Genomic DNA, 14,617 nt, shown 5'->3' with positions numbered 1-14,617 from the left:
GCATCCTTGCTGCTTTGCGCTTTCCTATTTAAAGTTTACTCGGTGTCGTTTACACCCAGTTTAGACATCTCGATATCTTCTTCTTCATCCAGCGGTTTCCACAACTCTTTTTTCCGCGCTTTCTTTAACAAAGCTTTCTCCATCCACAACAACAAAGCCGGCAGAATAGTCAGGTTCGTGATCATCGCTACCACCAGCGTCAGGGAGGTCAGCCATCCTAACGCCTTGGTACCTCCGAATTCAGAGAAACTGAAAATCATAAACCCGGCAAACAGGATCATCGATGTATAAATAATACTCAGCCCCGTTTCATGAATGGTCTGCTTCACCGTGGCCGATATGTCCAGATTATGATGCGGCAGCTCCTGCTTGAAATTCACCAGAAAACGGATGGTTACGTCAATGGCTATACCCAAGGCCACGCTGAACACCAATACCGTGGAAGGCTTCAGGGCCACGCCAACCCATCCCATTATTCCTGCTGTTACTACCAGTGGAATAATATTCGGGATCAGTGATATCAGCAACATCCGCCATGAACGGAACAGGTAAAGCATACATACCATGATCAGTACAAAAGCCAACAGGATACTCTCTGTTAAACCGTTGATAATGAAACGTGTACCTTCCTGGAAAATAACGCTGGTACCGGTGAAGGTCACTTTATAATGCGCAGTGTCAAAAATAGCGGTCACTTTCGGCTCCAGCGAGTCCATCAGCTGAGGCAGCCGTTGCGATCCCACGTCCTTCATATTCACGCTCACACGCGCCACCTGCCTGGTACTGTCCATAAATGAGGCCACCAGCTTTGAAAACGTAGAGGCGGAAGCGTTAGCGCCGGTATTGGCGGATTTCATCCGGAGATAAGGCGCCAGAAAACCCAGATCAAATGTATTGGGCACGGCATAATTGGAACTGTCTCCGTTGTAATACGCCTGCTTCGCAAACTTGATACCTTCCACTACGGATAAAGGCCGCGCAAAATCAGGCTGCGCAGCAATCAGCTGTGTCAGTTCATCCAGCTTGTTGAGCGTTTGCAGGTTCACCACGCCGTTCTTGCGTTTGGTGTCCACAGCAATCTCCAAAGGCATCACCCCTTTAAAATTATTCTCAAAAAACTTCAGATCAGTATACAGTTTGTCTGTCTTCGGGATATCGTCCAGCATATAGCCCACAGATTTCAGCCGGCTCATGCCCACCAATGCAGCAATCACCAGCGCACCGGTAACAAAGTATACCGGCTTGCGGTATTTAAACACCAGCGTGGTAAGAAAATCCAGCACCGAGCCCAGGAAACCATTCTCCAGGTAATTGGTATGTTTGGTCTTCGGAGGAGGCAGAAAACTCAACACAGACGGCAGGAAAATAAAGGAGATCAGGAAGATGAACATAATGTTCAGTCCTGCTACCACACCGAACTCTTTCAGGATGGCGCTGTTGGTAAAACAAAACACGCCAAAACCAATAGCGGCGGTAAGATTGGTAAACAACGTCACAATACCCATCCGTTGTATCATACGCACCAGCGCTTTCGTCTTATTGCCATGCTTCGCATATTCTGTATGGTACTTACTGAGGAAGTACACGCAATTGGGAATACCGATCACCACAATCAGCGATGGTATCAAACCTGTCAGCAGCGTGATCTTGTATCCCATCAGCACGATAGTGGCCACAGACCACACCACGCCGATAGCTACCACCACCATCGACATCAGCACCGCGCCGAAAGAACGGAAAAATAAAAAGAGAATGAGGCCCGTCAACAGAAAAGAGATCTTAAGGAAAAGTTTCAGTTCATCCGCAACCTTAACGGCCATGACTGTACGAATCAAGGGAAGGCCGCTTAAATGTACTTCTGTATGATGCTTGTCCTGGAAGGCCTGTGCCAGTTTATTGATTTCTGCAACAACAGCGGTACGCTTAGGAGAATTAAAAACGTCTTTATTAACATAAATGGCCATCATATAGGCCTTTGTATCGGGATTATAGAGCAATCCCCTGTAAAACAGCAGCGTCCTGAAAACACCCGCTAAACTGTCTATCTGCGCCTGTGTGTAACTGCTGTCCTTAAACAGCAGGCCGGCTTCCAGTTTCTGTGTACTGTCGTTCTTTACCAGGTTGATGGCCAGCGGAACGCTCAGTATATTTTCCACGGCGCTGATCTTCTTCAGATCATGATTCAGCTGCAGATAGTCACGGAAAAAGTCTGCCTGAAAAAATTTATCGGTCTGTACGCCCAGCACCAGCATATTACCATCTCCGCCAAACTTCTTCTTAAACTCCTGGTACTCCAGAAATTTCGGATTATCATGCGGTATGGTGGCCACATAGTCGTAAGACATCTGCACCTTGGAGGCATAAAATGCCATGACGCCGGTGGCGACCAATAACAGGAGTAGGAGCGTTAGTCGGAATTTTAGCACAAAGCTGGCTAAACGTTGCCACATAAGGATTTTTCAATTTGTTAAATGGCGTAAAGGTAGTTAAAATACCCATTAGCTAACCTGTTGCCGGCAGATGAATTACATTTGTTTGCCCTAAATTGCAACTTTATTCCTGCGGTATCCTTAAAAACAGAGACAGTTGCTTCACAAAACACGCGGCATAGTATTACGTACGGTGAAATATGGCGACACGAGCGTGATCGTAGGCATTTTCACGGAGCTGTTCGGGCTGCAATCGTATATCGTTAATGGTGTCCGGTCTTCCAAGCCCAAAGCAGCCAAAGGCAACCTGCTTCAACCCGGCAATATCCTCGAAATGGTGGTGTATCACCATGAAGTCAAAAACCTGCACCGCATTTCCGAGTTCAAACTAGGCTATATCTATACTTCCCTGCATTACAACGTGGTCAAAAACACGATTGCGCTGTATCTCATCGAACTGCTGCAGAAAAGCCTGAAGCAACCGGAGCAACAGCTCGAACTGTATTATTTTACGGAAAATACGCTGCAACTGCTGGATGGTTCTCCCACGGCGGTTATTGCCAACCTACCCCTGTTTTACACCCTCAAACTGGCGGAATTCCTGGGCTTCCGGCTCAACGGCCACTTCTCGGAATATACGCCTTACCTGGACTTGCAGGAGGGAACGTTCTGCTATCTGCCGCCCCACCATACAGACCATCTGGACCCCGAATACAGTGAGCTCACCGACCGGCTGATTCAATGCAGCGAAGTACAGCAGCTGGCAGCAGTCAGCATGGCAAAAGAAAAGAGAAGAAAGTTATTATACGCTTATCTGGATTTTCTCCGGCTGCATATGCCGGATTTCACGGAATTACATTCACCGCCTATCCTGCACGAGATCCTTGACGCCTGACCCTGCCAGTTTCGCGCCCGCTTCGGTAAAGAACTCCAGCGTGGTGGAAGCGCCGTCGAACACCGCGTAGGAAGTATAGTTAAGCCATTCACCGAGGTTGATATAACGGCTGTCAGGCCCCACCTTCAGGTCCAGCGGCAGGTGCCGGTGACCAAAAATAAAATAGTCGAAATGCTCACGCTGCAATACTTCACGACTGTAGATAGCCAGCCATTCCTGGTCTTCTCCCAGAAAATGCTCCAGTTCCTGGCCTGTAGCGGCCCGGCTCTTGCGGCTAAAGTAGTTGGCCAGTGAGATGCCCATTACCGGATGAATACAGGAAAACAACCAGCGGCATACGGGATTGCGGAAAATCTTCTTGAGAAATTTGTATCCATGGTCGCCGGGCCCCAGCCCGTCACCATGGCCAATGTAAAACTTCTTACCATTTATGGTATATTCCTGAGGCTCATAATAAACCGGGATGTTCAGCTCGTCTTCAAAGTAGCCGTCCATCCACATATCATGGTTGCCGATAAATACCGATATCCCGATGCCTTTGTCGGTCAGGTCCGCCAGTTTGCCCAGCAGGCGTGTATATCCTTTGGGGATCACATGTTTATATTCAAACCAGAAATCGAAAAGGTCTCCAACCAGAAAGATATGCGCAGCATCTTTTTCCACCATTTCCAGCCATTGCACGATGAGTTTTTCCCGCTCCCGGCTGACGGTCATGTTGGGCGCCCCGAGATGAAAATCGGAAGCAAAGTATATTTTCTTATTGGCTGGTAAAGGAATTTCCATGTGACAATTTGCGTTATCTCTCAAACATTATAGCCTTCCGCATATGGTTTCAGGAGAACGGGATGTTCTGTTAAAACCTGTAAGCGGAAGGCTATTGCTGATGATTTATTCGTCTACTAAAAATACGTATACTTCTTTCGGTCCGTGGATGCCCACTACCAGTGTTTTTTCGATGTCTGCCGTGCGGCTTGGGCCTGTAGCAAAAGAAACTGCTGAAGGCAGTTCGTTGCCGTATTTGTCTTTCAGCCTGCTGAAAGCGTCTTTCAGGTCAAACACCAGCTGGTGGGTATAAGCCACCATAATGTGAACAGGCGCATAAACCGGTACCGCTCTTCCGCTGGGTTGAGCGGCGCTGAGCACTACTGTACCGGTGCGGGCCACCAGGTATTCGCAATCTGTGATGGCTGCATCCGCTTCGTGTATATTACCCTGGTTCAGCGTAGGCAGATCATTCTTACCTATCACTTTCAGCAGGGCAGGCGTCTGGCAGAATACGTTCCGCCAGTCCTTATTATCTGACAGCAGGCGCAGATTTTCGAGTAGTTCCGCTTTGCTGGTACAGAAAACAAATTTCCCCTGTAACCTGGTAAATTCTTCTGCAAACCTCAGCTCCAGTCCTTCGTTCTCTGTTTTGAAAACAGAGGAGTTGCCCTCCGAATTGGGGAAGGGCAACTGTACAGGCTGGCTTAACGCATTCCGTACTCTCTTCAGAATATTTTCCTTGGCAGGAGAAATCTTCATATCAAAATTTATGCATTAGCAGGTGAAGGAGAAGGATTGATGATGTCTGTCGGATGTACGCCGTCAGTAGTCATGCCTTCCTTGCCCAGGTGATGTTCTCTCGGCACATCATACGGACGTTTGCCGATCAGCCTTTCCAGGTCGGACTGGTATAAAACTTCTTTTTCCAGCAGTTCCTTGGCGAGGGTTTTCACCTGTTCCATTCTTTCTGTCAGCAGGTTTTTAGTCCTTACATAAGCTGCATCGATCAGTTTCCGTACTTCTTCATCGATCATCCGGGATGTCTCTTCAGAGTATGGTTTGGTGAAAGACTGATCGCTGTTTGGATCATAGAAAGACACGTTACCAATCTTATCGTTCATACCGTATACGGTCACCATAGCATAGGCCATACGGGTAATTACCTGCAGGTCGTTTTGTGCGCCGGTGGATATTTTACCGAATACCAGTTCCTCTACCGCACGGCCGCCAAGGGTCATGCAGATATCGTCCAGCAGTTGTTCGGTATTGTACAGGTATTGTTCTTTCGGCAGGTATTGTGCGTATCCCAGCGCAGCCACGCCGCGGGGAACGATGGTCACCTTTACCAGCGGGTTAGCGTGTTCGAGGTACCATCCGCAGATGGCATGCCCGGCTTCGTGATAAGCGATGACTTCTTTTTCTTCCGGGGAGATGATTTTGTTTTTCTTCTCAAGACCACCGATCACACGGTCAATGGCGTCGTTGAAGTCTTCCATTTCCACCTGTGTCTTGCCTTTACGGGCAGCGATCAGGGCCGCTTCGTTACATACGTTGGCGATATCGGCGCCGGCAAAACCGGGAGTCATTGAGGCCAGTTTCTTCACATCCAGGTTAGGGGATGTTTTGATAGGCTTCAGGTGTACCTCGAAAATGGTTTCTCTTCCGGCCAGGTCTGGTTTGTCAATAGAGATCTGACGGTCGAAACGGCCTGGGCGCAGCAGGGCGCTGTCCAGTACGTCCGGGCGGTTAGTGGCCGCCAGGATGATGATGCCGCTGTCGGTACCGAAACCGTCCATTTCCACGAGCAGCTGGTTCAGGGTGTTTTCCCTTTCATCGTTGCTCATCATAACGTTTTTACCTCTGGCGCGACCGATCGCGTCGATTTCATCGATGAAGATGATACAAGGCGCTTTTTCGCGGGCTTGTTTGAACAGGTCACGTACACGGCTGGCGCCTACGCCCACGAACAGTTCCACGAAATCAGAACCGGACATGGAGAAGAAAGGTACCTGTGCTTCCCCTGCCATCGCTTTGGCCAGCAGGGTTTTACCAGTACCCGGAGGGCCTACCAGCAGGGCTCCTTTTGGTATTTTACCACCCAGGGAGGTGTATTTTTTCGGATTTTTCAGGAAGTCCACAATTTCCATCACTTCCACTTTCGCTTCGTCGAGGCCGGCCACATCGTTGAACGTGATGTTTACGCGGGTGCCTTTATCAAACAAGGTGGCTTTTGACTTGCCGATATTGAAGATACCTCCCGGGCCACCGCTACCGCCGGCAGGGCCGCCCATTTTACGCATCAGCAATACCCACAGGCCAATGATCAGGATAATGGGCAACAGCAACTGGAAGATAGGTTCAAACCAGCTTTGACGTTCGTCATAGGAGATTTTGACCTGGTTTTCCATCGGTATCCCTTCCTGGGCTTTGTCGATGTCCTTTTTGAAGCTTTCTTCACTACCAATAGAAAAGCGGTAGTGAGGGCCCGGATTCAGGCCGCCGCCAAAACGGCTTCTGGCCACTTCCGTGAATTTAGGCAGTTTAAGACTGTCCTGTTTTATGTAGACTTCTACATATTTCTTGTTAACAACGACCAATTTATCTACGTCCCCAGGTTTCAAATAACTTACCTGAAATTCCTGGAAGCTGATCTCTTTGGTAGAGGGTCTGAAATCAGGGAAGAAGTTCATTGCGAGCAGGGCGATGCCAATAAAAGCATATACCCAGTATATATTGAACTTCGGTCCTTTCTTTGGAGATTTCTCTGAACCCTTGTTGAAGTTATTGCCTCCTTTTTCCATAATCTTACGCTCCTTTACGGATGTTTATTACAATCAGAATATTTATATAATAATTAATACTTTCACGACTGTTTTGTTCAGTCATCGTTGTGGTCCATCCTGTCGGCGTCACTCCACATTTCCTCGAGATTATAGAACTTCCTTGTTTCCGGCTGGAAAATATGCACTACAATATTTACGTAGTCCACCAGTATCCACTGTTGAGCAGTAAAACCCTCGTGTTTATAAGGGGCTTCACCTAGCTTCAGTTCTACTTCGTGTGCTACAAAATCGGCGATAGCTCTTACCTGGGTATTGGAATTGGCTTCACATATTACAAAGAAATCGGCCACGGCTTCAGGAATCTGGCGTAAATCCAGGGATACGATATTTTCCCCCTTCTTTTCCTGTATGGCTTTTATGATGGTGGTAAAAATTTCACTTTCTCTGGTCAGGCGCGTTTGGGCCTTTTTCCTCGTGCTCAGAACGGTTAAGGGTGCCAATAAATCTCGTTTTTGTTAAAAATAAACTTTAATTGTCAAAGTTACTAAACAAGCACTAATATAACATGCAGAAATATCATGCTTCAGGGCCTACAAATGTTAAGAAAATAATAAAATGAAGTACTTTTCCGGCTGTTTTAAGACTAAAAAAGGTTCATGTGGTAGGACACCCGTTTTATATTTTAGACGAAATTGACAGCACCAATAACTATGCCATGGAGCAGGTAAATTCGGGCCAGGTGACATCCGGCACAGCCTGGTTTACCAGCAACCAGACAGCAGGAAAAGGAACCCGTGGCAAACAATGGATAGCCCGTCCCGGTGACATCCTCGCTCTCTCTGTAGCGCTGCAACCAGCCATGTTGCCGCTTTCCCGTCAGTTCATGCTGAGCATGGCAGTGGCCCTCGGCGCACATGATTTCCTCACCGCTTATGCCGGCGACGAAACCATTATCAAATGGCCGAATGATATTTACTGGCGTGACAGAAAGGCAGGAGGCATCCTGATAGAAAATGTATTGCGGGGTAATATGTGGCATTATGCCATTATCGGAATCGGACTCAACCTGAATCAGGGAAAATTTCCGGACGATCTTCCCAACGCCGTGTCATTAAAGCAGATCACCGGCAAAACATGGGACGCTGCCACCATGGCCCGGGAGCTATGCAGCTGCCTGGACGCCCGCATCCGGACACTGCAAATGTCCGCTCTTGATACACTCCTGGCAGAATATACCTCAAAGCTCTTTCGCTGGCAGCAACCCGGCCTGTACCGGAAAGACGGCGTCGTTTTTCAGGGCATCATCAGGGGAGTATTACCAGATGGGCATCTCTGTCTCGAACGGGGCGGCGAAATCCTGCAGTTTGGCTTCGGGGAAGTGGAGTTTGTGCTGAGCAAATAACGGCTGCCACCGGCAGGTAATCAGCGCCCGCCATGCTTCCTGCGCAACGCTGCTGTTTTTGCCCCCTTTTCAATCGGGCTTCGGAAGTGGACGGTAGTATAAGGAAATAGTGGCCGCCACCGGAAACTATCTTCGCTCTCCCTGTTTCCAATGATAACTCTGCTGCTTTTCCTGCACTCCCTTCTTCAGTAGTACAGGCACCTGTGGCGACAGGCCGGACAACAGGTAAACACTGCTGCCATATTCCCGGGCAAGTGCATCCTGCACCATGCCCACCATCTCCATCCGCCCGATAAGCGGACGATAACCTTCAGAGGGCTCATTTCCAAGCAGCACAATGTATTGCAGCGTGTCCAGTTTCGGAAACCAGTACACGTAATCCGCACTGAAAGATACCGCTGCCGGCATGCGGCCGCGGTTAAAGTAGTTGACAGCCCCTGCCTGACCATAATTATCACAGATCACCAACGTATTTTTCCGCGCCTGCTCCGGTACGCGCTGCCAGGCTTGCATCACCAGCTGAGCGGCTTCTTTCCAGCCAAGCATGTCCGCAAAATCCTGCGGCAAAGCATGTTTTTTTCCGTCTTCCCACCGCAGCATGCCCAGGGCGGCAAACTTAGCCCCTTTCTCCCGCGCCTGGTCAGGCCCCAGCACCGGGAAAACAACGTTCAGCAGGTACACAAAAGGCACCACTACCACGGCCAGCCATAATACACGCAGGTAACGGTTCCAGCCGTTCCGGAATACACGCTCCCAGTAGGCACAACCGAAGGCGATCAACACCGGGTACAATCCCAGGGCATAGTAACTCTTTGCCCGCATATACACCAGCAGCAGTATCACCAGCACATACATCAGCAAAACAACGCGGTACAACCGGTAGGGCCAGTAGAACAGCAGCCCTGCAAATGCCGCCACGATCAAAAAGGCGCCACCCAGGAAAAAGATAAACTGGTCTTTCACAAAATCCATCCGGTCCACATGCACCAGCTGCGTAACTGCCAGTTCATTCATATGATGCAGCACCGGGAAACCCTGTTGTACCTGCCATATCAGGTTGGACGCCGCCAATACCAAAGCAATCAGTCCTCCCAGGTACAAATCCCTCTCACGGAATATGCGCCGGTGGGATGACAACAGCAATGCTGCCAGCCATCCGGCCAGCAACACGGCTACCGTATACTTATTGAGCAGTCCGATACCGGCTGCCACACCAGTCCATAATAACCATTTCCCCTGCTGGCTTTGCAGGTAACGCATCATCAGCCAGCATATCAATGCCCATGTCAGCACATCAAAGGAGTTGGGCTGGTAAAGCACATTTAAGCGGGAAAAGGCCGAACAAACAAACACTGTCAGCGCCAGTGCCTGCGCATACAAGCCCCCGCCAAGGAAACGCACCATCCGCCATATCACCACCATGGTCAGCGCACCGTACAACGCCGGAAAAAACCGCACCCAGAACTCACCGCCGCCCAGCCATCGCACCAGGAGGGAGTTAAAAGCGGTAAAAGGCGGTACCGATAAATACCCCGCCGCCAGATGATATCCCATGTCCAGATGCAAATACTCATCGCGGTGCAGGTCATACGCCGGATTCACCACCGTATACTGAAACACTATCTTAAATACCAGAAACAGCAAGAGCAATAACAGGGAAGTACGACGCTGGTTCAGCTCCATAGAGTACGATTTTGATTGATCAAATGCAGGGTCAGAAAAAATTGTCAGCAAAATAAAAAAGCGGAAAACTGTCTTAAAAAGCGCAGTCATTCCGCAGGTAACTTTAGTATCTTGCTTATCCGCTATGCAAGGCAGGACGCTCTTTACAAGGGATCATCAAGGGCATCGATGATAACAAGATTTTGGTTGATAAAGGCGTTAACAAATTGTGAAATTTTCGGAAATAAATCAAAAATGAATTTGCAACAACGCTGCATTTAAAAACATTATCCGGTACTGTAAAGGATTTGAAGACATCAGCCCGTATAAAAACTTAACATAGTCAGTCAACGTGACAGTTAAAAATTTATCGGGAAACTACTACATTTGATTATGTCTACTCGAAAAACCCCCGCCATTCTGCTCCAAAGAATGGAGGATTTCACCGAAAAACTGTATTCCCCGCACATGATACCCAAAGCACCGCTGAAAGGCAGCTTTGCCGTACATGACCGGTCAGACCACCCCTGTGTGGACGAAGTGACCGCCAGCAGGCGCGATTACTACAAAATCAGCTTTATCAGCAGAGGCACCGGTATATTCACGATGGGAGAAGACCGCTATGAGATAGAAGGTCCGACATTATTATTCCTGAACCCGCACGAGGTAAAAACATGGCGGGCCACATCAGACGACCAGGAAGGTTACTTTTGCCTTTTCACCGATCTGTTGTTTGACTCTGTCCATGCGCCGCACGAAGACCTGCTGCATCATCCGCTGTTACAACTGGGGGCCAGGGCGGTATTCAAACTCAATCAGCAGCAAAGCGATTACCTTCAGTCTATCTTCCGGCAGTTGTTAAAGGAATATCATGAAAATGCCGCCTTTAAACAAGAAGCCATCCTCATCTACCTGCGGTTACTGATGCTGGAAGGCAAACGGCTGGCCACAGAAGCGCAGGCGCCGCAACGGCCGCAGACTGCCGCCCAGACACTTGCCCACCGCTTTACCGATATGCTGGAAAAACAGTTTCCCATTGAATTCAATCATCACCAGGTGAAACTGAAATCCGCGAAAGAATTTGCGGTGCACCTGAATACGCACCCCAATCATCTGAATGCCTGCGTAAAACAGGCCACCGGCCGTACCGTGAGCGAGCATATCCGCATGCGCCTGCTGCTGGAAGCACGGCTGCTATTGATCCACACCAACTGGCAAATTGCGGAAATAGCGTGGTGCCTCGGCTTTGAAGAGCCGGGAAACTTCACCCATTTCTTTAAAAACCACAGCGGGCAGTCACCACACGTCTACCGGGTACAGTAATACTTTGATTTTTACAATTAATACTTTGCCTGCTACAATCATCATCTCCTCACCGCTGGCTAATTTTGACACCATAAAAATTTAACTATATGCAGTACAGACAACTTGGAAAAACAGGCGAATCATTATCCGCGATAGGACTGGGTTGCATGGGCATGTCCTTTGCTTACGGTGATACCAACGAAGAAGAATCCCTCAAAACGCTGGAACTGGCGCTGGAACTGGGCATCAACTTCCTCGATACCGCAGATATGTACGGGCAGGGCGCCAACGAAATCCTGCTCTCTAAAATACTGGCTACCAAAAGAGATAAAATATTCATCGCTACCAAATTCGGTTTCAGGTTTAAAGAAGACGGCTCCTATTATTTTGACGGCTCTCCCAAACACATGAAACAAGCGGTTGAAGACAGCCTGAAAAGACTGAACGTGGATGTGATCGATCTATATTACACACACCGCGTGGACGAAAACATACCCATCGAAGAAACCGTAGGTGCCATGGCCGATCTGGTGAAAGCCGGTAAAGTACGCTACCTTGGCCTTTCTGAAGCCAGCGCCGCCTCCATCCGGAAAGCATACGCCGTACATCCGATCGCTGCATTACAAAGTGAATATTCCTTATTTACCAGGGATGTGGAAGGAGAAATCCTGCAAACCACCCGTGAACTGGGTATTTCCCTGGTGGCCTACAGCCCGCTGGGAAGGGGCATGACCACCGGCGCTATCACAGACACGGCCACACTGGCAGATAACGATTTCCGTAAAACGCTGCCACGCTTCCAGGAAGGTAATTTCGAACAGAACCTGCAAACCGTTACTGCTTTGGATAGCTTCGCAAAAGAGAAGGGGATCACCTCCGCACAGCTCTCTCTTGCATGGCTGCTCGCCCAGGGAGAAGATATCATACCTATCCCCGGCACCAAACGCAGGAAATATTTACAGGAAAATGCCGCTGCTGCTGACGTTCAGCTGACCGGCGCTGACCTTGAAAAAATAAATGCCATCCTGAAAGACGGCATCGCTGGTTCCAGATACAGTGAAGGCGCACTGAAACTGGTGAACCGGTAATCATTTGATTATTTAGTTATTTGGATATTTAATTATTGAAAATGACTTACGGGCAAGGCTTTCATCAATAATTAAATATCCAAATAACTAAATAGCCAAATGGTATTATTTGGTTTTTTTATAGCCCCAATCCTGCAGCCATTTAATCACTTTCTCTTTATAGTCGCCCTGGACCAATATCTGACCATCTTTCACGCTACCGCCGGTACCACATTTTGTTTTCAGCTCCTTACCCAGCTTCTCTATATCTTCATCTTTCCCCACAAAACCAGCTACGAGCGTTACCACCTTGCCACCACGTTGTTTGGTATCCAGTTTTACTCTCAGCTGCTGGTCAGCAGGGGAAAGGGTTTCCCGCTCTTCCGTATGTTCCTGTTCAAAAGAAAAATTAGGGTCCGTAGAGTATACAATACCGTTGCCGGAGCTGTTTTTTTTCTTGCTCATTGCACAAAAAGTTTAGAGGTTATTCATTCACGATTACTTTAATAGCAGCAGGTTTTACAGACAACCGCACCGTACCGTCACCATTGATCGGCACCGCATCGCCGTCTACCTGCAGGTATTGCAGCGAATTGCTGCGGATCGTGATTTCTTTTCCGGTGAGATGTTTAAGATAACGTGTTTTATCGATGTTGCCTATCAGCGAGTGTAAACTAACGGGCAGCAGATGATAAAAGCGCACCGGCGGCATAATACAGAGGTCCAGCTGCCCGTCAAAAACGCTGGCGCCGGGCGCCAGTTTAAACTCATAGCCAAACTGGTTACCATTGGCCACCGTGAGCAGAAATGCTTTTTCATTCAGCTGACGGCCGTCAATACTGATGTGATAGGCTTCGGGATTGTAGCTGCTGAAACTTTTAAGCACCAGTTTAGCGTAGCCTACCAGCCCGCGTTTCTTTGTATGTTTGAACTGTTCCGCGATCAGCGCGTCGAAACCTACGCCGGCGTTGCTGAGGAACAAATGTTCGTTGGCATATCCCACATCGATGGGCCGTTGTTTATTGTTCACGATCAGCCGCAGTGCTTTATCCACATCGAGCGGTATTTTCAGCGCGCGGGCCAGGCCATTGCCACTGCCCAGTGGCAGGATGGCCATCGCGGTATCACTGTCAATAAGCCCCTGGGCTATTTCGTTGATAGACCCATCGCCACCAACGGCCACTACGGTATCCACGCCGTTCTTCACGGCTTCCCTGGCCAGGTCAGCGCCATGTCCCAGGTAAGCCAGATGGGTGATGCTCACCTCAAACTGATCTGCCGGGAAATGTCTGGTAATGGCCCCCTCCAGTCGTTTCTCACGATCTGTGCCCGCTTTGCGGTTTATGATAAAAAGGATCTTCTTCAAAAAAACTGTTTTAAGATATAATCGCTTTCAAACTCAGGTCCAGGCTTACAGCATGATGAATGATGGCTCCTACGGAGATAAAGTCCACCCCGGTTTCAGCATATGCGCGGATAGTATCAAGCGTGATGCCCCCGGAGGCTTCCGTTTCCACCTTTCCATTAATTAACACCAGCGCAGCGGTAATTTGTTCAGGGGTGAAATTGTCCAGCATGATCCTGTCCACCTGTCCTACTGCCAGCACTTCTTTCACGTCTTCGAGGTTTCGGGTTTCGACTTCTATTTTCAGCGGCAGTTTACGTTCTGCCAGGTAAGCCACGGTTTTATTGACAGCGGCGGTGATGCCACCGGCAAAATCGATGTGGTTGTCTTTCAGCATTACCATATCATAGAGTCCCATGCGGTGGTTAACACCGCCGCCTATACGAACCGCTTCTTTTTCCAGCATGCGGAAATTGGGAGTGGTTTTACGGGTATCGAGGATACGGGTATGATAGCCTTTCAGCAGCTCCACATATTGGTGGGTAAGCGTAGCGATGCCGCTCATGCGTTGCATGCAGTTGAGCACCAGTCTTTCTCCCATCAGCAGGGTATGTACGGCAGCTTCTATTTCAAAGGCCGTTTCGCCGGCCACCATGGCGTCACCGTCTTTTTTGAACGGGGTGAAGACGGCGTGCATATCGAGCCATTTAAAGATGGCGGCAGCCACTTCCATTCCGGCGAGGATGCCATTTTCTTTTATTTTCAGTACGGCTTTTCCTTTGGCAGTAGGCGGGATACAGGCCAGCGTGGAGTGGTCCCCGTTTCCGATATCTTCTGCCAGGGCGCTTCTGATAAACGCGTTCAGCGCTGCTTCATCTAACATAGGTGCATAATTTAAGCTCGCAAAGCGGGCTAAGTAAGCAAAGCACGCAAAGATCACGGAGCTTCGTTTCCTGGCTCTCTT

Annotated in this window: 13 protein-coding genes; 4 read left to right on the top strand and 9 right to left on the bottom strand. The window is 48.9% G+C overall.

Going from position 1 to position 14,617, the window contains the following annotated elements:
- Window positions 1–35: 35 nt before the first annotated feature.
- Window positions 36–2,450 (bottom strand): efflux RND transporter permease subunit, encoded by a 2,415-nt coding sequence (locus ACTJJS_RS16550; RefSeq protein WP_440664513.1) that lies wholly within the window; start codon window positions 2,448–2,450, stop codon window positions 36–38.
- A 136-nt stretch (window positions 2,451–2,586) separates the two neighbouring features.
- Between ACTJJS_RS16550 and recO the strand changes: the two genes are divergently transcribed.
- Window positions 2,587–3,324 (top strand): DNA repair protein RecO, encoded by a 738-nt coding sequence (recO, locus tag ACTJJS_RS16545; protein ID WP_168870578.1) that lies wholly within the window; start codon window positions 2,587–2,589, stop codon window positions 3,322–3,324.
- Here the strand turns inward: recO and ACTJJS_RS16540 are convergent.
- The 4 genes from ACTJJS_RS16540 to rsfS all read right to left on the bottom strand — a co-directional run bounded on the left by ACTJJS_RS16540 (window position 3,289) and on the right by rsfS (window position 7,372).
- Window positions 3,289–4,107, bottom strand: a complete 819-nt coding sequence (locus ACTJJS_RS16540; protein WP_440664511.1) for a UDP-2,3-diacylglucosamine diphosphatase — start codon at window positions 4,105–4,107, stop codon at window positions 3,289–3,291. The genes recO and ACTJJS_RS16540 overlap by 36 nt on opposite strands.
- 105 nt (window positions 4,108–4,212) lie before the next feature.
- Window positions 4,213–4,848: a LutC/YkgG family protein gene (locus ACTJJS_RS16535; RefSeq protein WP_440664510.1), complete on the bottom strand. Its 636-nt coding sequence runs from the start codon at window positions 4,846–4,848 to the stop codon at window positions 4,213–4,215.
- Window positions 4,849–4,856: 8 nt separating this feature from the next.
- On the bottom strand, window positions 4,857–6,890 hold the full coding sequence (ftsH, locus tag ACTJJS_RS16530; protein WP_168870581.1) for an ATP-dependent zinc metalloprotease FtsH: 2,034 nt from the start codon (window positions 6,888–6,890) through the stop codon (window positions 4,857–4,859).
- A gap of 77 nt (window positions 6,891–6,967) precedes the next feature.
- Window positions 6,968–7,372, bottom strand: coding sequence for a ribosome silencing factor (gene rsfS, locus ACTJJS_RS16525; protein WP_168870582.1), 405 nt, complete (start codon window positions 7,370–7,372; stop codon window positions 6,968–6,970).
- Window positions 7,373–7,530: 158 nt separating this feature from the next.
- Here rsfS and ACTJJS_RS16520 point away from each other — a divergent pair, with 158 nt between their 5' ends.
- On the top strand, window positions 7,531–8,274 hold the full coding sequence (locus ACTJJS_RS16520; protein WP_440664509.1) for a biotin--[acetyl-CoA-carboxylase] ligase: 744 nt from the start codon (window positions 7,531–7,533) through the stop codon (window positions 8,272–8,274).
- Between the two features lie 126 nt (window positions 8,275–8,400).
- Here ACTJJS_RS16520 and ACTJJS_RS16515 read toward each other — a convergent pair whose 3' ends face one another.
- A complete protein-coding gene (locus ACTJJS_RS16515; protein ID WP_440664508.1) occupies window positions 8,401–9,957 on the bottom strand; it encodes a glycosyltransferase family 39 protein in 1,557 nt (518 codons plus the stop codon).
- A gap of 372 nt (window positions 9,958–10,329) precedes the next feature.
- On the opposite strand from ACTJJS_RS16515, the gene ACTJJS_RS16510 reads away from it, so the two are divergent.
- Both ACTJJS_RS16510 and ACTJJS_RS16505 read left to right on the top strand, forming a co-directional pair.
- Window positions 10,330–11,259, top strand: coding sequence for a helix-turn-helix domain-containing protein (locus ACTJJS_RS16510; RefSeq protein WP_440664507.1), 930 nt, complete (start codon window positions 10,330–10,332; stop codon window positions 11,257–11,259).
- A gap of 89 nt (window positions 11,260–11,348) precedes the next feature.
- On the top strand, window positions 11,349–12,329 hold the full coding sequence (locus tag ACTJJS_RS16505; RefSeq protein WP_440664506.1) for an aldo/keto reductase: 981 nt from the start codon (window positions 11,349–11,351) through the stop codon (window positions 12,327–12,329).
- A gap of 105 nt (window positions 12,330–12,434) precedes the next feature.
- Here the strand turns inward: ACTJJS_RS16505 and ACTJJS_RS16500 are convergent, their stop codons facing one another.
- From ACTJJS_RS16500 to nadC, 3 genes are read right to left on the bottom strand one after another with little or no spacing between them, the layout of a single operon-like run.
- Window positions 12,435–12,773: a translation initiation factor gene (locus ACTJJS_RS16500; RefSeq protein WP_440664505.1), complete on the bottom strand. Its 339-nt coding sequence runs from the start codon at window positions 12,771–12,773 to the stop codon at window positions 12,435–12,437.
- Window positions 12,774–12,792: 19 nt separating this feature from the next.
- Window positions 12,793–13,674, bottom strand: a complete 882-nt coding sequence (locus tag ACTJJS_RS16495; protein WP_440664504.1) for a diacylglycerol/lipid kinase family protein — start codon at window positions 13,672–13,674, stop codon at window positions 12,793–12,795.
- A 10-nt stretch (window positions 13,675–13,684) separates the two neighbouring features.
- The gene (nadC, locus tag ACTJJS_RS16490; RefSeq protein WP_168870589.1) at window positions 13,685–14,536 is read right to left on the bottom strand and encodes a carboxylating nicotinate-nucleotide diphosphorylase; all 852 of its coding nucleotides are present in this window, start codon (window positions 14,534–14,536) and stop codon (window positions 13,685–13,687) included.
- Window positions 14,537–14,617 lie beyond the last annotated feature (81 nt).

Source organism: Chitinophaga sp. 22308, from assembly GCF_052045305.1.
Taxonomy (GTDB): Bacteria; Bacteroidota; Bacteroidia; order Chitinophagales; family Chitinophagaceae; genus Chitinophaga; species Chitinophaga varians_A.
This window is presented reverse-complemented; position numbering and strand designations above follow the sequence as displayed.